Here is a 21,135-nt window from a genome sequence, read left to right as displayed (position 1 = left end):
GCATTATGAATACAAGAAAACCTACTTTAGAAAAAATAAGTCCTGATTTTGGAAATTCCATATTAGTACGTAAGCACAAAAAAGATTCTTATAAAGGTGAAAAGAAACCCTTTTGGCATTTTCACCCAGAAATTGAATTGGTCTATGTTAATAAAGGTCAGGGTAAGCGTCATATAGGAAATCACTTATCTTATTTTAATAATAGTCAATTACTATTGTTGGGTTCAAATTTGCCTCATAATGGTTTTACAGATCGTTTAACTGTAAACGGTTCAGAGACATTAGTGCAGTTTAGACCAGAATTTTTAGGAGATCGTTTTTTTGATATTCCCGAAATGGAAGCGATTAACAAAATGTTTGAGCTATCTAAAAAAGGTATTTTATTTGGTGTGAAAACCAAACAGAAATTAGGAAAGAAAATTGAAAAATTAAATGAAAAAGAAGGGTTTAAGAAAATCCTCATTTTATTAGAAGTATTACATGGTTTAGCAAAATCTGAAGATTATACAATATTAAATGCAGACGGCTTTGCTTTTGAAACCGAGCCGCAAGACAGTGCTAAGATTGATGTTATTTTTAAGCATGTCAATCAAAACTTCCAAGAACATATTAGTTTAGATGAGATTGCTAGTAAGGTAAGTATGACGGTTCCGGCGTTTTGTCGTTACTTTAAAAAAGTTACAGGTAAAACGTTTACTAAATTGGTAAACGAGTATCGTATTGTACATGCTACGAAACTACTATCAGAAAGTCAGATGAGTATTGCGGATGTAAGTTTTGAGTGTGGCTTCAATAATTTTTCGCATTTCAATAAACTGTTTAAAGAATTTACTGGTAAGAGTGCTTCTAAATATAGAAGTGAGTTAAAGTTAATGGTGCAATAATTATAATTCTATTCTTACGGATGAGAAAATTGATACAGCAATACAATATTATTCTAAAAAAGGCCAAGATATTTTAAATATTGTTAACTCTAAAACAAATTTATCTGCAGATGAAATCATTCATTATGGAGAAGAAATGGCTGTTATTGAATATAAATTAACAGCCTTAGAGGTGGCTAAAGGGAATTAATTCTATTTATTTTTTGCCTTCCCATTCTGCTAAGAACTGATTGAGAAAGCTTTCCATATACTTATGGCGTTCTTCAGCAAGTCGTTTGCCTGTTTTAGTGTTCATCTGGTCTTTAAGTAACAATAACTTTTCGTAGAAGTGATTTATGGTTGGTGCTTCTGAGTTTTTATATTCAGCTTTTGTCATCTTAAGATTAGGCTTTATGTCTGGATTGTAAAGCGGGCGATTTTTAAAACCTCCATAATTAAAACAGCGTGCAATGCCAATGGCTCCAATAGCATCTAAGCGGTCTGCATCTTGAACAACCTCCATTTCTTTAGACGAAAATGATGTCTCTAAATCAAATGAATTTTTAAAAGACATGTGCTCAATAATTTGAGTCACATGTTCAATCACAGTACTATCTACATTATTCTCTAAAAGAAATTTTCGTGCCTTTTTTGGACCTACAGACTCATCTCCATTATAAAATTTAGAATCAGCGATATCGTGTAATAGGGCTGCTAAACCTACAATAAGTTGGTCTACGGGTTCTTTGGTTGCTATTAGCAAGGCGTTTTTATAAACGCGTTCTGTATGGAACCAATCGTGACCACCTTCAGCCGTTTTAAGCTCTTGTTTTACAAAGGCAATCGTTGATGCTATTAAAGGATTGGTGGTTATCATAAGAGATGTTGGCTTTAAACAGGATCTACCCATTTAAATTGATACGAGTTTTCCGGAATTTTCATGCGTTCAGATAAACGATACATTCTAGGAGGTAATTTCATTAAGTAATCTCTGGCTTTTTCAGCTTCCTCATTTAATCCGGTTATATTTCCTAATTCCCAACGGTCAATTAACTTTTGCAAAATATCCACATAATCGTTAGAGGTGTATACTCCGATACGTTGCGCTGTGTTAGAAAATTCTTCAAAGGCTGTACCAATACTTTCACCAGATTCTCTTAAGAAATGTGCTGGCATCGCAATTTTACGCTTCATCATATCGTAAAAAGCCATCATCATTTGGTTCGGATCAATCTCAAAAATACGTTCTACAAATTCAGAGTAGGCATGGTGATGACGCATTTCATCTCCAGAAATAATTTTACACATTTTAGCAAGTCGTTTGTTGCCTTTTTGCTTGGCAATTTTAGCGACTCTATTATGTGAAATGTAAGTTGCTAATTCTTGGAAGCTTGTGTAAACAAAGTTTTTATATGGATCGCGGTCCGTTCCAATATCAAAACCGTCGTTAATTAAATGTTGTGTGGTTTTTTCTATTTCTTTCATATTAACACGACCCGAAAGATATAAGTACTTATTAAGTACATCTCCATGTCGGTTTTCTTCACCTGTCCATTGTCTTACCCATTTAGACCAGCCATTATTCTCTACCTGGTCTACACCAACGACATCCATTAACCAAGATTCGTAAGTTGGTAAAGCCTCTTCGGTAATCATATCACCAACTAAAACCACCCAAAAATCATAAGGTAGTTCTTTAGATAGCTCTCTAATTTCTCTAATATCCTCATAAAAGGTATCTTTAGTAGAGTCTGGCAAAAAATCGGTAGGTTGCCAAATTTGTTCAACAGGAATTAAATATTTTTGAATAAGCGCATCAACATCTTTTTCAAGGTGTTGCATCACTTCTAATCTTACATTTTTTAACGACATTTTAGACGTTTTAAGGGTTACTTTTTTATACCGTCAACAATAGTTTGTTCAACATGTTGAATTAATTCGGTCTTATCTGTAAAGTTAATAATTTCTACGGGCTTATGTACGGTAAAAGTCATATGATTTCCTATGCCCATTGGAAAATTACCGTAGCGTAACATTTTCCAAGAGTTGTTAACGGTGATAGGAACAATAAGTGCAGAAGGTACTTTTTTTATCAGCATTTCTAGACCTTTAGTTTTAAATGGTCTCGGAACACCCGTTTTACTACGTGTACCTTCGGGGAAAATAACGGCTGCTCTTTTGGTTTTTTCAATATAATCTCCAAAGGTCATCATTGCAGATAAGGATTGTCTAGGATTTTTTCGGTCTATTAAAACCGAGCCACCATGTCTTAAGTTATATGAGACGCTAGGAATACCTTTGCCTAATTCTTTTTTCGATACAAATTTTACGTGGTGTTTGCGCAAATGCCACATAATTGGTGATATGTCAAACATACTTTGATGATTGCAAACTATGATTAAAGGTCGGTCTGTACTAATTTGGTATGGGTTGTAAAAAGAAATTCTTGTCCCTAAGAGATTAAGACAGCGCATAATAAAAAACTGCAACCAATCAACACTTATTTTAAGCGCTTTATAACCAAATGCATTAAAGCTAATCCATTGGATAATATGAAATACAACTAAGGTTAATCCAAAGCATAAATAAAACACAACCGAAAGCGGATAGGCTAGTAGTTTTCTCATGTGGCAAAGGTAATCAATGCGGTTTAGGAATAAAAAAACCACGATAAAAATCGTGGTTTAAATCTATAAGTTTTTAAAAATCTTAGGCTTAGCAATACTCGTTGTAAGCATCTTTAAGGTTCTCTGCAATTAATTCTGCAGGTCTTCCTTCAATATGATGACGCTCCAACATATGTACTAATTCCCCATCTTTAAACAATGCCATACAAGGCGAACTTGGAGGAAAAGGAACCATGTGAGCTCTAGCAGCATTCACCGCTTCTTTGTCTACACCTGCAAAAACAGTTACCGTATGGTCTGGTGTTTTTTCGTTCTGTAAACTCGATTTCGCTCCTGGTCTTGCATTGGCAGCTGCACAACCACAAACTGAATTTACAACCACTAAAGTTGTACCTTCTTTTGCAATTGCATTTTCTACAGCTTCTGGCGTATGTAATTCTTCAAAACCTGCGCTGCTTAAATCTTCACGCATTGGTTTTACTAATTCTGCTGGATACATATTTTTAAATTTTAATTAATCTAATTTGAATTGCAAAGATAATGAAAATATGTCGGCAGTCCTTAGTCTTCAGTTAGCAGTTTGAATTGTGGTATTTTGGTTTTCAATAGTACTAATAACGTCGAAAAAAACTAAGACTATTTATTAAAAGTATATTGAAAACCGTCAGAAACCATCCCTTCATCTAAAATGAGTTGATTTGTGGTTAAGCTTATAATTCTCAAATCTGTATTCTCAATAACTACAATGGTGTCATTAGGGGTTGTTTCGATTTCATAACTATAGGTTCCAGAAGGGTAGCCACTATGTACTACCTCAGTTGTATTAGTATTGGTAATTGTAATCTCCGAAGGGTTATTAGTAAAGTTCCACAGAATTACTCCGTCGTTAAAATCATCATCAACACCAGCAAAACCGCCAGAAACATTTACTAAAGACCAAGATCCAATTAGCGTAGGATTTAAATTTTGGTCTGCGTCGTCATCGCTTTTACAGCTTAGTGTAAGAAGCATTAAGGCTAGAAAATAAAAATAAGTTTTCATGATATTAAGGTTTTGGTTATGCTTATAAGATAGATATTTATACAAATGGTTGCGCACAAAACGTAACAAATTCTATTTTCATCCCACTAACATATAGTATCTTTACAGCTTTAGAAAATCAAAAATAAAATATGAGTTTTGCAAAATGGATTGGTGGTGCTTTAGGGTGGTCATTTGGTGGCCCAATTGGTGCTATTTTAGGATTGGCTTTAGGTAGTTTTGTCGATAATTTAACCGATAGCGGTACGCCTTTAATTGGCGATCGTCAATCTGGACGACAACGCGATACTTACCGTACCCAACCCAATTATGGACAAAGAACGTCTCGACCACGAACACAGTCTGGTGATTTTGAAGTGAGTCTTTTAATTTTGGCATCTATTATTATAAAAGCGGATGGAAAACAAGATCAGCGCGAATTAGATTTTGTACGTCACCAATTTACCAACATGTACGGTAAAGATAGGGCCAATAAAGCTTTTGAGTTGTTTAAGCGTATTAACAAACAAAATATTTCTACACGACAAGTGTGTTTGCAAATTAAGCAAATGATGGACCATGCATCGCGTTTACAATTGCTTCATTTTTTATTCGGAATTGCTAAAGCAGACGGTATCGTTACTGAAGATGAATTACGCCAGGTATATACAATAACGGGTTATCTTGGTATTAGCAATAGAGATTTTGAAAGTATTAAAGCGATGTTTTATAACAGTAGTGATAATGCTTATAAAATATTAGAAATTGATAAATCCGTTTCAGATGCTGAGGTGAAAAAAGCGTATAGAGCGATGGCTAAAAAATACCATCCAGATCGTGTGGGCCACTTAGGTAAAGAACATCAGGAAGGAGCAGAAGAAAAATTTAGACAAGTGCAGGAAGCTTATGAGCACATTCAGAACGAGCGAGGGTTTAAATAAAGCTTCGTCATGTTGAAAAAGTAGATTAGGCTTGAAAAGTTTATTTCTTCTTTTCTTTCTCATTAAGGCGTTTTTCTACATGTTTAAAGTAACGTTGCGTTTTATATTTGTTATAAATAAAGACACATAACACCACAAATCCTATAAGGATTAATCCGTTTTTACCGGTAAGATAGTTGAGTAGATTCATCATAATTTTGCAAACATAATAATCTGAGTCGAAATAAACTTAGAGGTCTTTCAGTTTTAACCTCTAAATAAGAAAAAATCATCCTTCATATCTTCAATTTGAGTGTCTTCGTTAGTGATGATATAATTAATAGCCTTAGAGGTAAAATTGTTGCCCTTTTTAGTAAGGGAAACAATATTATTTTCAATATGAATCATATTGTTTTTTAAAGCCAATTCTAATACCGTTTTAGAGCGTACTTTTTGCCAGTTAATGTGTTCGTTAAGGTGATTGACGTGGCGTTCTTCAATTTCATCATGATTTTTTAGGTGTAATAGAAATGTGAGTAGTGATACTTCGGTGCGTTGCTGTTTTTCTCTATACATCACAGCAATAATACCTTTTGAAGGTGCAAATAAATACACTAATAAAAATACGAATCCAAGAACGGTTGTTATGGATCCAGCAATAGAGGCATCTAACCAATGTGCTACCCAATACCCCAAAATGGCACTAAAAACTCCAAAAGTAATTGCTAAGGCAAGCATTTTCTTTAAATCTGTGGTCAATAAATAAGCTGCAGCCGCAGGTGCAATCATTAAAGCGACGACCAAAATAGCACCAACGGCATCAAAAGCTCCTACTGTAGTTATAGACGATACTGACATTAATCCGTAATGGATTATCGCTGGAGAAAACCCTAAGGAAGCCGCTAAACCTTTGTCGAACGTGCTTAGTTTTAATTCTTTAAAAAATAGAATGAGCAAAGCTATTGTAACAAGAAGAATTGTACCGATAACCCAAAGTGATTTTGGACCAACATCTGTACCTCCAATAAGTAATCTATCAAATGGAGCAAAGGCTAATTCTCCTAACAAAACAGCGTCAACATCTAAATGTACGTCATTGGCATTTTTAGCAATAAGAATGACACCGATACTAAACAATGCCGGAAACACTAAGCCAATAGCAGTGTCTTCTTTTACTAAACCTGTTTTCTGAATGTATTCGACTAGAACAACCGTAATAATTCCGGTTAAAGCGGCCAACAAAATTAATATAGGCGAATTTAAATCTTGAGTAATAAAAAAACCGATCACAATACCAGGTAAGATAGAGTGACTAATGGCATCACTTATCATTGCCATTTTTCGCAGTACTAAAAACGTCCCAGGAATGGCACAAGCCACGGCAACTAAACTTGCAATAAGTTGTATTTCTAGTTGTGCGTTACTCATCTTCAGTAGATTGTTTAGTGTATAAATTAGAAGCGACCTCAAAACCTGTTTTGGTTAAACTCCACATATTGCCATGAAGTTGAACGTAATTTTTATCTACTAACTTTTGAAGTGTAGAACGGGTGTACCCTTGAAAATTATTTAAAAGTTTTACTGCGTGTGGGTGAGAAATGTCTTCATGAGTTTCGGCAATATGATGCATAAATGCTAGTGTTTTATGCAGTTCTAAGTCGCGTCGGTTTTTGATAAAACGTATTTGTTTAAATAGTAAACCGCGATTTGGTGAAAATATAAATGAAAACACCACAAAAACACCAGCTACCAAAACAATCACAGGACCTGTAGACAAATTATCTTGACTCGCACTAATCGCTGTACCAAAAACACCCGAAAACGCTCCAAATAAGGCGGCTAATACCACCATAACCGATAAACTATTGGTCCATTGTCTGGCAGCAGCAGCTGGTGCTAAAAGCATAGCGCTCATTAAAACAACACCCACAGTTTGTAGTCCGAGTACAATAGCCAAAACAATAAAAGTTGTAATGAGGATATCTATAAATTTGGTGTTGAAACCTAAGGTTTTGGTGTAATCGGCATCAAAAAGTAGGATTTTAAACTCTTTCCAGAAGGTGAGCATGACTATTAAACAAATACCTGTAATAATAGCCATTAGCCATACGTCGCTTTCTACTAAAGTAGCTGCTTGCCCAAAGAGGTACTTGTCTAAACCCGCTTGGTTGGCATTGGGTTGTTTTTGAATAAAAGTGAGTAGAAGCATTCCAAAACCAAAAAATAAGGATAGAATTAAACCTAAAGCGGTATCTGATTTTAAATGGGTTTTAGTCACAATGCCTCTAATCCAAAACGTACCGATTAAACCACTGATTAATGCACCAATTAATAAGGTGTTGCTGTCCTTTGCACCTGTAATTAAAAAGGCAATAGCAATACCTGGTAAAGCCGCATGAGAAATAGCGTCACCTAATAAACTTTGCTTTCTAAGTACGGCAAAACTACCTAACATTCCCGTTACAGCACCTAAAATGGCTGTGCCGAGTGTGATGGTTCGTAAGGTGTAGTCGGTGAAGACGAGCTCTATGTATTTTGTTATGTCCATTGTTTTTGTAGTAGCAAGATTTTTGCTCTTACAATCGTTATTTGTTTTATTTGTCATTCCTGCGAAAGCAGGAATCCACTCTTAAAATTTTAATTAATTCAGATTCCTGCCTTCGTAGGAATGACAGTTACTCCTGAATACTCACCTGATAATTAATACCATAAGTCTTCGTTAAATTATCGTCATTAAAAATATCTCTTACAGGTCCTGTGGCAATTTTCTTCACGTTTAAAAAGGTCACCCAATCAAAATATTCAGGAACCGTTTGTAAATCATGATGGACTACAATTACAGTTTTGCCTGCCTTTCGTAATTCTTTTAAGATATTAATGATGGCGATTTCAGTGGTTGCATCCACACCTTGAAATGGTTCATCCATAAAATAAATAGATGCGTTTTGCACTAATGCGCGCGCTAAAAATATACGTTGTTGTTGTCCACCAGAAAGCTGGCTGATTTGTCGATTTTTAAAGGCTAACATACCTACTTTTTCTAAAGCTTCCAATGCTGCTTTTTTTTCTTTTTGTCCAGGGCGTTTTATCCATCCCAAACTGCCATAAGTTCCCATCATTACTACATCTAATGCCGTAGTTGGAAAATCCCAATCCACACTACCTTTTTGAGGTACATAAGCGACAAGTTGTCGTTGTTTTTCATAGGGTTTACCGTAAATACTAACGCTACCAGCAATAGGTTTTAAAATGCCTAAAATTGATTTTATAAGTGTCGATTTTCCTGCTCCGTTAGGTCCTACTATAGCCATAAGAACACCTTCGGGAATTTTTAAATCAATATCCCAAAGTACGGGCTTGTAGTTGTAGGCAACTGTTAAATCATCAACTTTTACGGCTATTTTATTCATTATTTTAAAGCATTTACAATTGTATTCACATTATATTCAAACATGCCAATATAAGTGCCTTCTACTGTGCCAGCATTTCCAAGGGCATCAGAATATAAAGTGCCACCAATTTTAACGTCGTGTCCTTTAGATTTTACTGCCGCTTGTAAAGCTTCTATGGTACGTTTGGGTACAGAGCTTTCTACAAATATGGCTTTAATTTGTTTTTCGATAATAAATGTAGCTAATTTTTGAACATCTTGAACACCTGCTTCAGTAGCTGTTGAGATGCCTTGCAGACCAACAACTTCAAAACCGTAGGCTTTTCCGAAATAATTAAAGGCATCGTGTGCTGTAACAAGAATTCTTTTTTCTTTTGGAAGCGTTGCTATAACCTGATTTATTTTAGTTTGAAGTGTATCTAATTTGGATATGTAAGTGTTTTTATTTGCTTGGAAGCTTGCTGTATTTTCAGGATTTTTTTCAGATAGAATTGTTGCAACTTTTTCTGCAAATTGTTTGAAATAGCTAATATCAAACCATACGTGAGGATCAAAATTAGAGGCAAAATATTCCGAACCAATAAGTGTGTTTTTATCTAAGGCATCAGCTAGTGCTATAGGTGTTTTGGTTTGACTTCCCATTTTTTCAAAAACTTCTACGAGCTTTCCTTCTAAATGCAAACCATTATAAAAAATGATATCAGCGTTGACCAATTTGTTGACATCGCCTTCACTGGCTTTGTATAAGTGAGGGTCGACTCCAGAGCCCATTAAGCCTTCAATATTCACCATATCTCCTCCAATATTTTTTACTAAATCGGTAATCATGGTGGTGGTGGTTACGATATTTAGTTGGCCATTATCCTTAGCTTCATCTTTACAGTTTGTAAAAATCAAGGTGATAGCTATTAGGAAAATTATTTTTTTCATACATCTAAATATTTATTGCGAAGTTACTAAAAATTGAAATACTTGTATTGTGGTTTGAGGCTGAATTATTAAACCCATGTCAAACTGCTTTTCTTTGGTTAAAACTAATGGTTCTGCTCATTATTTGTTACGTAGGTTTAATATGCTTTGAGTGGTTTAGTTTTGTTCGACTTTCTGTTGAATGATGAAATTGCGATTAAAAATTAAAGTTACTGTGAGCGTAAACTTGGTCAATAGCGTTTTCAAGTTTAGACTATGTTTTTTAGTGAATTTTAAAATCTGATTGGGCCATGATGATTTGTACTATAAAACTTATTTGTATCGTGAAAAGAACAGGCTTCCTCATACATTCGTTTTTAAAAATCACCAAATTTGAGCCCAATAAAAATGGTGCGTGGCCTATTAGGTCCGTAGATGTAGGTTGAATCTCTATCTGCACCAGAGTCGAAATCACTTTGATAACGATCTAAAAGATTTTGAACCCCTCCACTCAATTCTACATGAAAGTTAGGTACAGGATCAAAATGATAAGTGAGTTTGGTGGTGATATCAAAAAAGGATTCCGTTTCATTTAAAGTTACAAAACCAGAATCACTTACAACAAGAGGAACAACCATAGTACCTGTATAATTTCCTGTAATATCTAATTTTAAAGATTCGCTGATTTGCCAATTGCTTGTAATAAATCCATAAGTATTAGGTGTTCTAATAAATTTATTGAGTGCGACATCATGTTCTTCAGGTAGGCTTTCATCGGCTTCAAACAAAATTTGATCGCCTTTATAGATTGATTTTTGTACAGTTACACCTGCTTGAAAAAACAAATCCGGACTTGGAGAAATACTTAATTCAATATTCGCTCCTGCGACATAAGCACCAGCACCATTTCTGGTTTCCTCTAAAATAGAACCGTTAGTTAAAACAGCACCTGTACTTACAATGGTAAACGGGTTTTCTAATGTGGTGTAAAATCCTTCTAATAATAAATTGGTTTGTGTGTTGTTGAAATCTTTGTAATAATCAAGAGATGCTGTGTAGGCGTTTGAAAATTCACTTTTTAGGTTATGAGATAAGATAACAAAACGCTGTTCGCCACCAACAGAAGAAATATGTAAGTCTTCATTAAAGGCCTGAGGTGCTCTAAACCCACGTGCATATCCACCTCTTAATTGAAGTTTGTCGGTTAGGTTGTAGAGTAGCGTAAGCCTGGGACTTAATACAGTTTCTGAAACATTTGAAGTGCTTTCAACGGTTTCAATAGTGTAATATCCATCAACCGTTACATGGTCTAAACGTGCTCCGATAAGTGCAGAAAATTTAGCTGTAGGTTTCCATTCATATTGTCCATAAAGACCAATGCTATTTACTGTCTGATCTACAAGTCGGTTGTAACCCATAATAGCATCATCAGTATCGTTTAACTGATATTCTAATCCTGTAGTGATGATATCACTATTATTAAATGTATGGTTGAATTTTGCACCAGTAACAAAAGCTAAATCCTTAGTGTTTCCGAAGGCATTATTTGCCACGGTGGAATCTTCAGCGGTTCTTCCACCTCCAAGTCCGCCGTAATAACTATCTCTATTGGTATGTTGAATAGAGGTGTAAAGGCTTATAGTTTGTGTGCGTTTGTCGTTAAAGTGTTCGTAATCTAAACCTGAAAATATAGTGTTGTGGTCTAGAGCTTCGGTAACATCTGTAAACTGTGGTGATAAATTTAGTTTATTTCCACCGCGTCTATTCTCGCGTATGGCTGTAAAATCGAGACCAATTCTACTATTGTCATTGGGTCTTAAAAAGGATTTCATTCCTAAAGAATTATTGGTTAATTGGGTAATTTCACTAAATCCATCTCCATTTGCATCGTAAGCGTCTCGATCTCTGAAAATTCCATAAACGGTAACTCCACTTGCTAAATCTTCGCTAACTACAGAGCCGTTAATATTAACATTACGATCTGCAGTTTTACCATCTATTAAGGCAAGTGTAGAATTTATTTCCCACCCATCAGTAACAGGTTCTTTAGTAATGACGTTAATTGTCCCAGCGATGGCATTAGAGCCGAAGAGGGCAGAACCGCCACTGCGGACAACCTCTACACGGTCTATGACACTTACAGGAATTTGCTCTAAACCATAAACGCCATTAAGTGCACTAAATACAGGTCTACTATTGACTAATATTTGGGTGTATTGCCCTTCTAAGCCATTCATGCGAACTTGCGTAAAGCCACAGTTTTGGCAATTGGTTTCTACACGCACGCCAGGCTGATAATTTAAACCATCCGCTAAAGATGCGGATTGTGTGGCGTTAAATAATTTAGGACTTAATACTTTAACAATCACCGGAGCTTCTTTTTTACTGATTCGATTTCGGGTAGCGCTAACCACAACTTGATCTAATCCAAGGACATCTTCGGTTATGTTAAAATTGATTATTTGAGAATTACCTTCGGTTAAGTTGACTAATTTTTCTTGAGTTCGGTAACCTTGGGCTTGAACCACGAGTGTGAGTTTTTCTGCGTTTAGGTCTAATTTATAATAGCCGTTTTTATCTGTGTCTGTTCCTTGTGTACCGCTTTTTACATAAATACTGGCATAAGGTATGGGTGCGCCTGCTGAGGTTATTTGACCAGAAATTGAAACTTTACCGTTTTGTGCAGATACTATATTAATGATAAAGAAGCTGAGTAAGGTTATATATTTCATATAAATAAATATTTGTTTAGTTTTATTTAAATTAAAATTTAGACAAATCTAAAAATTATATTGTTGATAAAAAAAATTATCTTTGTGTAAATTAGAAATTAGTGACATTAGCAGAAGAAAATTACCTCAAAGCCATTTACCATTTAGAGCAGCAATTTCCAAAAGGAGTGTCGACTAATGCTCTTGCTGAAGAAATGAAAACTAAGGCATCGTCGGCCACTGACATGGTAAAGAAATTAGCAGAAAAAAATATGCTTACACATATTCCGTATCAAGGCGCTACGCTTTCTGATGCTGGTCGGGATTATGCGGTAAATGTGATTAGACGTCACCGTTTGTGGGAAGTGTTTTTAGTAGAGAAATTGAACTTTACTTGGGATGAGGTGCATGAAGTGGCCGAACATTTAGAGCATATTCAATCTGATAAATTAATTGATGAGCTCGATGCGTTTTTAGGCCACCCAACCAATGATCCGCATGGAGATCCGATACCAGACAAAGCAGGAAATTTTAAGCATATTGAAAAAATTGTTTTGGCGAAGGCAGAAGTTGGTGCAACTTATAAGTGTGTGGGAGTTGATGATTCGTCTTCTAAGTTTTTAAAGTATTTAGACAGTAATAAAATTGCATTAGGAACGGTCATCACGATAAATCATAAAGAACCTTTTGATAATTCTATAAAAATTTCATTAGAAAATTCTGAAATTGTGGTCTCACAAAGCGTGGCTAAAAATTTATATATAAAGAAGGTTTAATTAGTAAAGTTTAGTAATTCTATTAAAAAAGCTAAATTTATCTTAAAAGCATAAAACCTTAGTCTTGGTGTGGGTTTTAAAGCTAATTTTGAACTAACGCTCATTAAAAAATAATAATTATGTCTTATATGTTAAAATCTGGCCTTATTGGTTTACTACTCTTAACACTTGTAGTAAGTTGTAAAAACGAAAAAAAGGAAACGAAAGCTGTTGAGATCACTGAGTCTGCGGTAACAGAAACAGTTGCTTTAACACCAGTAGAAACCATTGAAAAAGCTTATAACAAAGAAGCATTTTTGTCTCATGATGCGATAAGTCTAGATATGGTTATCAATTTTGGCGGTAATGAGCGATTAAATGGAAAAATGACGTTTCTTACCAATTCTACTAAAGGAAAGATTGAGTTAAATGATGGTGCTTCAATTTATTATGATGGAGCAAAGGTGTTTCATTCTAAAAATCTTAAAAATGAAAAAGCAGCACGATTTGATGCTTACACATGGATGTATTTTTTACTATTTCCTAATAAGTTAAGCGATGACGGTACAATTTGGTCTGATGTTGAAACACTAAATCTTGATGATACAGCGTATAATGCACAAACATTAACGTTTGAAGCAAACACTGGAGATGCACCAGATGATTGGTATATTGTGTATAGCGACCCTAAAACACATATGATTGATTATGTAGCATATATTGTAACGGTAAATAAATCGAAAGCAGCTGCTGAGTCAGATCCTCATGCTATTGGTTATACTAATTATAAAATGATAGAAGATGTGCCTGTAGCGCACCATTGGGAATTTTATGAATGGTCTAAAGACAATGGTTTAGGTAAAGTTATCGGAAATGCAACCTTAAGCAATGTAGAATTTGTGAAGGCAGATGCAGATACTTTTTCTATTCCTGAAGGTTTTGTAGAAAAGTAAATACAGACTCTAAATTATATCTTACCGTGACTTGTTTTGCATAAATCCTTTTAATGCAAAAACAATACTAATTTCTATAGCTATGAGGCAAACATCATAGACGAAGGTAAAGTTTAATAAAAAGACCAATACAAGGGCAGGAATAAAAAGACAAATACTAATGCTACTAAAGCTGTCTTTTATAAACACAGCTTTGTCATATTTATAATCAAAATAATAAGCAATAAAAATAAGGTTTAGTGGCATCCGCAACCATCGTCACCACCACAAGCTTTTGTTGTTTTTTTCTTAGGAGTCCAAATAAATTTTCGCACTAAAAAAAGTAATGCCATGGCTAATGCTAAGAAAACTAATATGTTTTGAATTATGATATTCATAAATTTAATTTTTTAAAATTCTAAGCGATTATATTAATAATTGATAAGCCACCAATGCTACAATATAAGCAAAACCACTCATGATTACTAATTGGTAGATAGGCCATTTCCATGAATTCGTTTCTTTTTTTACAATGGCTAGTGTACTCATACATTGCATTGCAAAGGCATAAAAGAGCAATAAGGAAATTCCGGAAGCAAAATTAAAAAGCGGTCCACCTAAAATAGGATTTACTTCGCCAGCCATTCTATTTTTAATGGTTTCCTCTTCGTCGTTTCCTACACTATAAATGGTAGCTAAGGTGCCAACAAATACTTCTCGTGCAGCAAAAGAACTTACAATAGCAATACCAATTTTCCAGTCGTAACCTAGAGGTCTAATTGCTGGTTCTATGGCATGACCTGCGATACCAATAAACGAATGCTCTAATTTGTGTGATGCTATTTTTTGTTCTAATTCGTCGTCAGATAAATTTTCTGAAGCGTAGCGTTCTGTAACAATAGTTTCTGCATTATTAAATTTATCACCAGGACCATAAGACGCTAAAAACCACAATACAATAGATATTGCAAGGATTATTTTACCCGCTCCAAATACAAAAGCTTTTGTTTTCTCTAAAACGGTTAAAGCCACATTTTTAAATAAAGGCAATTTGTAATTGGGCATTTCTACCACAAAGAAACTCTTCGTTTTAATTTTTAACACTTTATTTAAAATCCATGCAGACCCTACTGCGGCTCCAAAACCAATAAGGTACAACAGCATTAAAGTAAGCGCTTGGTAGCTGAGAATACCCAGAAAACGACCTTCTGGAATTACTAAAGCAATAATAATGAGGTAAACCGGTAATCTGGCCGAACAGGTAGTAAATGGTGTGACTAAAATGGTGATTAAACGCTCTTTCCAACTTTCAATGTTTCGGGTTGCCATGATAGCCGGAATCGCACAAGCAGTACCAGAAATTAAGGGCACTACGCTTTTTCCGCTAAGTCCAAATCGTCGCATAATTCTATCCATTAAAAAGACAACACGACTCATATAACCACTTTCTTCAAGAATGGAAATAAACAAGAATAAAAAGGCAATTTGAGGAATAAAAATTACAATTCCACCCAATCCAGAAATAATACCTTCGGCTAATAAATTGGTAAAAGCACCTTCGGGTAAGGTGTTCTTTGTCCATTCACTTAGAGCCGCAAATGAACTATCAATAAAGTCCATTGGAACGCTAGACCAATCGTATATGGCTTGAAAAATTAAGAGTAAAATGATACCAAAAATTAAATAACCCCAAACTTTATGAGTTAAGATGCGGTCGAGTTTAATGCGCAAGTCTTTTGCCGAATTCAAATCAATTGTCTGCCCTTTTTTTAGCGTTTTATTGATAAACTGGTAGCGCTTTATGGTTTCTTTTTGCTGAAGTCGTTTTAAATCTGCGTTAGATTTGGTTTTGAAGTCTTCAACAGCTTCAAAGGTCTGACGGTCTGTTTTTCCGAAATTGACATCTTGAGTAATCACCAACCACAATTTATATAATAATTGGTTTGGAAAAGCTTTTCTTAAATTATTAAAGTAAGCTTCGTCAATAGATGAAGCATCCAAACATGGTTCGGTAGGTAGTTCCTTATAATGTGTTATGAGTTCTTTAAGCGCTTGGATACCTTCGTTTTTTCTGGTACTGATGAGCGCTATTTTAGTATTTAATTCTTGTTCTAAATACCCAATGTCTAATGAAATACCCTTATAAGCCATTCTATCGGACATATTAATGACTAATATGGTCGGAATTTCTAAATCTTTAATTTGGGTAAATAATAAAAGATTTCGTTTTAAATTTTCGACATCACTTACTACAATAGCAACATCAGGGTAATCTTTATCCGTTTTATTAAGAAGTAGTTCTATAACAACATTTTCATCTAGTGAAGACGCATTTAAGCTATAGGTTCCGGGTAAATCAATAATGTGTGCTTTAACTCCACGAGGCAGTTTGCAAATACCTTCTTTCTTTTCAACTGTAATACCAGGATAGTTTCCTACTTTTTGGTTTAAACCCGTAAGCGCATTGAATACAGATGTTTTTCCTGTATTTGGATTTCCTATTAACGCAACATTGATTTGCTTACTCATGCGCAGTTTCTATTAAAATATGAATAGCCGTTTCTTTTCTAATAGCCAAGTGTGTACCGTTAATGTTTAAGTACATTGGATCTGCAAAAGGAGCCACCTGAACAAGCTCTACACTGTTGCCTGGCAAACACCCCATTTCGAGAAGTTTTAAAGGAATATGAATAGAAGATACATCTATAATGATGCCTTGTTGTCCGCGTTTTAATTCTGCTAATGTCAACTTTTGCTTATTTAGAATAATTTTAAAGAAGCAAAAGTAATGGAAATTTATTAGTGTAAAAAGCGAGACAATGAATATTTAAAACTTCTAGGTTAAACTAGGATCCGCCGAAGTATTTTAGGGTTTCAATATCTTTTAAAAGTTGATTGATATCCTCAGGATTTGTGCCGTCATAAAAGCCTCTAATTTGACGCTTTTTATCAATGAGCATAAAATTTTCTGTATGGATCATGTCGTACTGATCACCATTACCATCTGTTTTTACAGCTAAATAACTTTTTCTGGCGAGTTCGTAGATTTGTTTTTTATCACCAGTCACTAAATTCCATTTTCTATCTATAACACCTTTTTCTCTGGCGTATTTTTTTAATTGTGCAACACGATCAATTTTTGGTGTTACGGAATGTGAGAGTAGCATTACTTCATTATCATTAATAATTTCGTTTTGGATTTGTTCCATATGATCTGTCATAATGGGGCAAATAGTCTGGCAGGTCGTAAAAAAGAAATCGGCAACATAAATTTTGTCTTTATAGTTGTTTTGCGTTACCGTTTCTCCATTTTGATTGGTTAAACTGAAATCTGCAATTTTGTGATATTTTAATTTGTATTGAATGGTGCTATCTACAAGCTCTTCGCTCACCATACCGGGTTGATAAATTGGTAAAGGTTGTTTAACATTTAAGATGTTATAGATAATTGTTATGATGATTATACAAAGGATGGTGAAGAATATGCCGAAGTTTTTGTAACCTCTAAAAAATGAAAGAAAAGACATCAGGTATGTATTAAAAGATAATTGTGGTGTAAAAATACGACTGAAACTCAAGAAAAGCTTTATTTTTAACATTAAAACGACTATTGTGAAGCCATTTATTATCTGTTTACTTCTATTATTTTCTATACAATTAAATGCACAAGATTACCACGAGACTTTAAATGCCATTCGTTCGTCTGAAGCCAATACAGCATTGCGCCAAATGATGAATACTCAAAATTTTAATACTGGAAATTATGATGTTAAATATCACCGGTTAGAATTGAACATTGATCCCTCCGTAGCAGAGATTTCTGGTGATGTAACCACGTATTTTGAAGCGAAAGAGGCGATGACGGAAATTACCTTTGATTTGGCTGATAATATGATGGTTTCTCAAGTACTTCAACGTGGCACGAGTTTAAGTTATAGTCAAAATTCGGATGACGAGTTAATTATAACCTTACCTACCGTTCAGGCTGAAGGGATTATAGATTCATTAACCATAAGCTACTCTGGAAATCCTGTTAGTTCAGGTTTTGGTTCTTTTGAGCAAACTACACATGGTTCGGATAATGATCCTGTAATTTGGACGCTGTCAGAACCATATGGAGCCAAAGGTTGGTGGCCTTGTAAACAAGATTTAAATGATAAAATAGATGCTATAGATGTCTATATCACTACTCCTGTATTAAATCCATTAAACAAGGAGTATGTTGCTGTATCCAATGGCGTAGAACAAAGTCAGTTGATAGATGGATCTGAGAAAACCACACATTTTAAACACGGTCACCTTATTCCGGCATATTTAATTGCTGTTGCGGTTACTAATTATGATGTCTATTCACATGAAGTGCCAAATAATGGCAATCCTTTTCCTATTGTAAATTATGTTTATCCTGAAGATTTAGCTTATGCCCAAGCAAACACAGGAGTTACGGTAAATATTATGAATCTTTTTACAAATTTGTTTGAAGAATATCCATTTGCAGATGAAAAATATGGTCATGCACAATTTGGTTGGGGAGGTGGTATGGAGCATACTACAGTTTCATTTATGGGGTCTTTTAATAGAGGGCTTATTGCGCACGAATTAGCACATCAATGGTTTGGAAATAAAATAACCTGTGGAAGTTGGAAGGATATTTGGTTAAATGAAGGTTTTGCAACCTACTTATCTGGTTTAGTAATTGAAGGTTTAGACGGAGCTTCAAGCTTTAAATCCTGGAGACAGCAGACTGTATCTAGTATTACCTCGCAACCAGGAGGTGCTGTCTATCTAACAGATCAAGATACCACAAGTGTAAATAGGATTTTTAATAGTCGTTTATCTTACAATAAAGGTGCTATGGTTTTACATATGTTAAGACAGCAACTAGGTGATGCAGACTTCTACCAAGGCTTGCAGAATTATTTAGATACGCCAGAATTAGCATTTGATTATGCCAAGACAGCAGATTTTATAAATGTTATGGAGGTAACCACAGGTGAAGATTTAAGTGGTTTTTTTGAGGATTGGATTTACAATGAAGGCTACCCAAGTTATACAGTAAACTGGCATCAAGATAATAATCAATTACAGTTAGAAGTGTTGCAAACCCAAAGTGATCCGTCGGTTTCTTTTTTCGAAGCTCATCTTCCCATTAGAGTTATAGGAACCTTAGGTGAAACCTTAGATCTTGTTTTAAATCACACCGTTGATAATCAGCAGTTTTTTGAAACGGTTAATTTTACAATTCAAGAGGTGTTAATTGATCCTGATTATCATTTAATTTCAAAAAACAACGCAGCAACTTTAAGCGTACCAGACGTTGATTTTACTGCCAATATTTTAGTTTACCCTAGTCCTACAAACTCAATTTTACATTTTGAAAAGCCAGAGCATCTAGAAGTGAAAACGATTAAGGTTTATAATAGTTTGGGGCAGTTATTGTTACAGGATCGTTGGAGGTCTCAAGTTAATTTAAGTACAATCGCACCAGGTTTACTATTTTTAAAAATTGAAACCGAGAATAAAATAATTAATAAAAAGGTTATAAAAATATAGATAAGGTACTACTTTAACGTATTGCTAAGTTTTTTTTGAATATACGTTTGAGATAAATACATTACTTTTGCAAATCGAAATTTGAAAAAAATTACATGGAATTTATTATAAAAATATCTCAATTTCTACTCAGTTTGTCTTTGCTGATTGTGCTTCATGAGCTAGGGCACTTTATTCCGGCAAAACTTTTTAAGACTAAAGTTGAAAAATTTTACCTCTTTTTTGATGTTAAGTTTTCATTATTTAAAAAGAAAATTGGTGAAACTGTATATGGTATTGGGTGGTTGCCACTTGGAGGTTATGTTAAAATCGCCGGAATGATTGATGAGAGTATGGACAAAGAGCAAATGGCTCAACCACCACAACCTTGGGAATTTCGTTCTAAACCAGCTTGGCAACGTCTAATTATTATGCTTGGTGGTGTTACGGTGAATTTTATTTTGGCATATGTTATTTATGTGGCCGTTTCATTTACTTATGGAGATACTGATGTTACAACAGACAGTATGAAAGATGGTTTTTGGATTGAAAACGAATTGCTTCTAAACGTTGGTTTTAAAAATGGTGATAAAATATTAGCTATTAATGATGAGAAGGTAGACACCTATTATGACGTAAAGAAAAATTTAGTTAATGGAGAGAAGTATGCGATAGAAAGAGCAGGTGAGAAGAAGGAAATTGTGCTTCCAAAAGATTTTTTAGGCCAGCTATCATCTGCCGAAAGAAAGAATGGAACTTTTAAGTTAAGAATTCCATTTATGGTTGGTAGTGTGCCAGATTCATCCTTAAATAAAGGAGCTAACTTAGAAAAAGGTGATATTTTACTTTCAGTAAACGGTAATGAGTTACGTTATTTTGATCAAGTTGAGTCAACCTTACTGAATTATAAAAATCAATCCATAAACGCTACGTTTTTAAGAGGAGAAGAAAAAGTAAATACGACGCTAAAAGTTAATGGAGATGGTAAAATGGGTGTTTTTCCTGCATCGCATAATTCTAGATTTGCAGAGTTAGGATATTTTGACATCATTCATAAAGACTATACCTTTTTAGAAAGTTTTGGTGGAGGTGTAGATAAATTTAAAGAACAGGTTTCTGGTTATTTTGATCAATTAGGAAAAATATTTACACCAAGTACAGGTGCATATAAAGGTGTCGGTGGCTTTAAAGCGATTTTCGATGTGTTCCCTGATCAATGGATTTGGCAAGATTTCTGGGGTTTAACGGCGTTTTTATCTATTATGTTAGGGATTCTTAATTTATTACCTATACCTGCATTAGATGGTGGTCACGTGGTGTTTTTATTATTTGAAATGATATCTGGCAAGAAGCCGAGCGAAAAGTTTTTAGAGCGTGCACAGGTCATTGGATTCTTTATTTTAATAGCATTAGTGCTGTTTGCCAACGGTAATGATATTTTTAAAGCACTCACAAATTAATTTTTTTAAAAAAAA

Annotated in this window: 21 protein-coding genes; 6 read left to right on the top strand and 15 right to left on the bottom strand. The window is 34.6% G+C overall.

The window, feature by feature from the left end; translation table 11 throughout:
• The first annotated feature begins 5 nt into the window (after positions 1–5).
• Entirely contained in the window at positions 6–884 is an 879-nt protein-coding gene (locus C8N41_RS02335) for an AraC family transcriptional regulator (protein WP_092446096.1), read from the top strand.
• Positions 885–1,080: 196 nt separating this feature from the next.
• Here C8N41_RS02335 and C8N41_RS02325 read toward each other — a convergent pair whose 3' ends face one another.
• The 5 genes from C8N41_RS02325 to C8N41_RS02305 form a co-directional block, all read right to left on the bottom strand.
• Positions 1,081–1,740: an HD domain-containing protein gene (locus C8N41_RS02325; RefSeq protein WP_115838076.1), complete on the bottom strand. Its 660-nt coding sequence runs from the start codon at positions 1,738–1,740 to the stop codon at positions 1,081–1,083.
• 14 nt (positions 1,741–1,754) lie between these two features.
• Positions 1,755–2,735: an acyl-ACP desaturase gene (locus C8N41_RS02320; RefSeq protein ID WP_092446101.1), complete on the bottom strand. Its 981-nt coding sequence runs from the start codon at positions 2,733–2,735 to the stop codon at positions 1,755–1,757.
• A gap of 17 nt (positions 2,736–2,752) precedes the next feature.
• Positions 2,753–3,490, bottom strand: a complete 738-nt coding sequence (locus tag C8N41_RS02315) for a lysophospholipid acyltransferase family protein (protein ID WP_115838075.1) — start codon at positions 3,488–3,490, stop codon at positions 2,753–2,755.
• 88 nt (positions 3,491–3,578) lie between these two features.
• Positions 3,579–3,989: a BrxA/BrxB family bacilliredoxin gene (locus tag C8N41_RS02310; RefSeq protein ID WP_092446106.1), complete on the bottom strand. Its 411-nt coding sequence runs from the start codon at positions 3,987–3,989 to the stop codon at positions 3,579–3,581.
• Between the two features lie 137 nt (positions 3,990–4,126).
• Entirely contained in the window at positions 4,127–4,531 is a 405-nt protein-coding gene (locus C8N41_RS02305; protein WP_092446109.1) for a hypothetical protein, read from the bottom strand.
• Between the two features lie 131 nt (positions 4,532–4,662).
• Here C8N41_RS02305 and C8N41_RS02300 point away from each other — a divergent pair, with 131 nt between their 5' ends.
• Positions 4,663–5,451: a TerB family tellurite resistance protein gene (locus C8N41_RS02300; protein ID WP_115838074.1), complete on the top strand. Its 789-nt coding sequence runs from the start codon at positions 4,663–4,665 to the stop codon at positions 5,449–5,451.
• Positions 5,452–5,491: 40 nt separating this feature from the next.
• On the opposite strand, the gene C8N41_RS16880 is transcribed toward C8N41_RS02300, so the two are convergent.
• The 6 genes from C8N41_RS16880 to C8N41_RS02275 all read right to left on the bottom strand — a co-directional run bounded on the left by C8N41_RS16880 (position 5,492) and on the right by C8N41_RS02275 (position 12,462).
• Complete coding sequence (locus tag C8N41_RS16880; RefSeq protein ID WP_157724042.1) at positions 5,492–5,644, bottom strand: hypothetical protein; 153 nt, start codon at positions 5,642–5,644, stop codon at positions 5,492–5,494.
• A 53-nt stretch (positions 5,645–5,697) separates the two neighbouring features.
• Positions 5,698–6,858, bottom strand: a complete 1,161-nt coding sequence (locus C8N41_RS02295) for a metal ABC transporter permease (protein ID WP_115838073.1) — start codon at positions 6,856–6,858, stop codon at positions 5,698–5,700.
• Positions 6,851–7,978: a metal ABC transporter permease gene (locus tag C8N41_RS02290; protein ID WP_115838767.1), complete on the bottom strand. Its 1,128-nt coding sequence runs from the start codon at positions 7,976–7,978 to the stop codon at positions 6,851–6,853. The genes C8N41_RS02295 and C8N41_RS02290 overlap by 8 nt, the downstream gene beginning before the upstream one ends.
• Positions 7,979–8,105: 127 nt before the next feature.
• On the bottom strand, positions 8,106–8,840 hold the full coding sequence (locus C8N41_RS02285) for a metal ABC transporter ATP-binding protein (RefSeq protein WP_115838072.1): 735 nt from the start codon (positions 8,838–8,840) through the stop codon (positions 8,106–8,108).
• Positions 8,840–9,751, bottom strand: a complete 912-nt coding sequence (locus tag C8N41_RS02280) for a metal ABC transporter solute-binding protein, Zn/Mn family (RefSeq protein ID WP_115838071.1) — start codon at positions 9,749–9,751, stop codon at positions 8,840–8,842. Before C8N41_RS02280 ends, C8N41_RS02285 begins: the two co-directional genes overlap by 1 nt.
• A 356-nt stretch (positions 9,752–10,107) precedes the next feature.
• Positions 10,108–12,462 carry a TonB-dependent receptor gene (locus C8N41_RS02275; RefSeq protein WP_211318177.1) on the bottom strand — a complete coding sequence of 785 codons (2,355 nt, stop codon included), beginning with the start codon at positions 12,460–12,462 and terminating at the stop codon, positions 10,108–10,110.
• Positions 12,463–12,563: 101 nt separating this feature from the next.
• Between C8N41_RS02275 and C8N41_RS02270 the strand changes: the two genes are divergently transcribed.
• Complete coding sequence (locus tag C8N41_RS02270; RefSeq protein ID WP_115838069.1) at positions 12,564–13,217, top strand: metal-dependent transcriptional regulator; 654 nt, start codon at positions 12,564–12,566, stop codon at positions 13,215–13,217.
• Positions 13,218–13,336: 119 nt separating this feature from the next.
• Positions 13,337–14,149: a DUF6503 family protein gene (locus C8N41_RS02265; RefSeq protein ID WP_115838068.1), complete on the top strand. Its 813-nt coding sequence runs from the start codon at positions 13,337–13,339 to the stop codon at positions 14,147–14,149.
• A gap of 236 nt (positions 14,150–14,385) precedes the next feature.
• On the opposite strand, the gene C8N41_RS02255 is transcribed toward C8N41_RS02265, so the two are convergent.
• The 4 genes from C8N41_RS02255 to C8N41_RS02240 form a co-directional block, all read right to left on the bottom strand.
• Positions 14,386–14,526, bottom strand: a complete 141-nt coding sequence (locus C8N41_RS02255) for a FeoB-associated Cys-rich membrane protein (RefSeq protein WP_092446125.1) — start codon at positions 14,524–14,526, stop codon at positions 14,386–14,388.
• A gap of 28 nt (positions 14,527–14,554) precedes the next feature.
• Complete coding sequence (gene feoB, locus C8N41_RS02250) at positions 14,555–16,657, bottom strand: ferrous iron transport protein B (protein WP_115838066.1); 2,103 nt, start codon at positions 16,655–16,657, stop codon at positions 14,555–14,557.
• Positions 16,650–16,877, bottom strand: coding sequence for a FeoA family protein (locus C8N41_RS02245; protein WP_172837595.1), 228 nt, complete (start codon positions 16,875–16,877; stop codon positions 16,650–16,652). The genes feoB and C8N41_RS02245 overlap by 8 nt, the downstream gene beginning before the upstream one ends.
• A 97-nt stretch (positions 16,878–16,974) precedes the next feature.
• Complete coding sequence (locus C8N41_RS02240) at positions 16,975–17,655, bottom strand: SCO family protein (RefSeq protein ID WP_115838065.1); 681 nt, start codon at positions 17,653–17,655, stop codon at positions 16,975–16,977.
• 85 nt (positions 17,656–17,740) lie between these two features.
• On the opposite strand from C8N41_RS02240, the gene C8N41_RS02235 reads away from it, so the two are divergent.
• A complete protein-coding gene (locus C8N41_RS02235; protein ID WP_170137076.1) occupies positions 17,741–19,681 on the top strand; it encodes a M1 family aminopeptidase in 1,941 nt (646 codons plus the stop codon).
• A 95-nt stretch (positions 19,682–19,776) separates the two neighbouring features.
• Positions 19,777–21,120 (top strand): RIP metalloprotease RseP, encoded by a 1,344-nt coding sequence (gene rseP, locus C8N41_RS02230; protein ID WP_115838064.1) that lies wholly within the window; start codon positions 19,777–19,779, stop codon positions 21,118–21,120.
• The last annotated feature ends 15 nt before the right edge of the window (positions 21,121–21,135 follow it).

This window comes from Winogradskyella sediminis, from assembly GCF_003387355.1.
GTDB lineage: Bacteria > Bacteroidota > Bacteroidia > Flavobacteriales > Flavobacteriaceae > Winogradskyella > Winogradskyella sediminis.
This window is presented reverse-complemented; position numbering and strand designations above follow the sequence as displayed.

What these genes read in the sequence shown, in the direction of transcription:
- C8N41_RS02265 (WP_115838068.1), top strand. Translation starts at nt 13,337, where the DNA reads ATGTCTTATATGTTAAAATCTGGCCTTATTGGTTTACTACTCTTAACA.
- C8N41_RS02320 (WP_092446101.1), bottom strand. Translation starts at nt 2,735, where the DNA reads ATGTCGTTAAAAAATGTAAGATTAGAAGTGATGCAACACCTTGAAAAA.
- C8N41_RS02285 (WP_115838072.1), bottom strand. Translation starts at nt 8,840, where the DNA reads ATGAATAAAATAGCCGTAAAAGTTGATGATTTAACAGTTGCCTACAAC.
- C8N41_RS02335 (WP_092446096.1), top strand. Translation starts at nt 6, where the DNA reads ATGAATACAAGAAAACCTACTTTAGAAAAAATAAGTCCTGATTTTGGA.
- C8N41_RS02305 (WP_092446109.1), bottom strand. Translation starts at nt 4,531, where the DNA reads ATGAAAACTTATTTTTATTTTCTAGCCTTAATGCTTCTTACACTAAGC.
- rseP (WP_115838064.1), top strand. Translation starts at nt 19,777, where the DNA reads ATGGAATTTATTATAAAAATATCTCAATTTCTACTCAGTTTGTCTTTG.
- C8N41_RS02310 (WP_092446106.1), bottom strand. Translation starts at nt 3,989, where the DNA reads ATGTATCCAGCAGAATTAGTAAAACCAATGCGTGAAGATTTAAGCAGC.
- C8N41_RS02300 (WP_115838074.1), top strand. Translation starts at nt 4,663, where the DNA reads ATGAGTTTTGCAAAATGGATTGGTGGTGCTTTAGGGTGGTCATTTGGT.
- C8N41_RS02315 (WP_115838075.1), bottom strand. Translation starts at nt 3,490, where the DNA reads ATGAGAAAACTACTAGCCTATCCGCTTTCGGTTGTGTTTTATTTATGC.
- C8N41_RS02275 (WP_211318177.1), bottom strand. Translation starts at nt 12,462, where the DNA reads ATGAAATATATAACCTTACTCAGCTTCTTTATCATTAATATAGTATCT.
- C8N41_RS02255 (WP_092446125.1), bottom strand. Translation starts at nt 14,526, where the DNA reads ATGAATATCATAATTCAAAACATATTAGTTTTCTTAGCATTAGCCATG.
- C8N41_RS02290 (WP_115838767.1), bottom strand. Translation starts at nt 7,978, where the DNA reads ATGGACATAACAAAATACATAGAGCTCGTCTTCACCGACTACACCTTA.
- C8N41_RS02280 (WP_115838071.1), bottom strand. Translation starts at nt 9,751, where the DNA reads ATGAAAAAAATAATTTTCCTAATAGCTATCACCTTGATTTTTACAAAC.
- C8N41_RS02325 (WP_115838076.1), bottom strand. Translation starts at nt 1,740, where the DNA reads ATGATAACCACCAATCCTTTAATAGCATCAACGATTGCCTTTGTAAAA.
- C8N41_RS02240 (WP_115838065.1), bottom strand. Translation starts at nt 17,655, where the DNA reads ATGTCTTTTCTTTCATTTTTTAGAGGTTACAAAAACTTCGGCATATTC.
- C8N41_RS02295 (WP_115838073.1), bottom strand. Translation starts at nt 6,858, where the DNA reads ATGAGTAACGCACAACTAGAAATACAACTTATTGCAAGTTTAGTTGCC.
- feoB (WP_115838066.1), bottom strand. Translation starts at nt 16,657, where the DNA reads ATGAGTAAGCAAATCAATGTTGCGTTAATAGGAAATCCAAATACAGGA.
- C8N41_RS16880 (WP_157724042.1), bottom strand. Translation starts at nt 5,644, where the DNA reads ATGATGAATCTACTCAACTATCTTACCGGTAAAAACGGATTAATCCTT.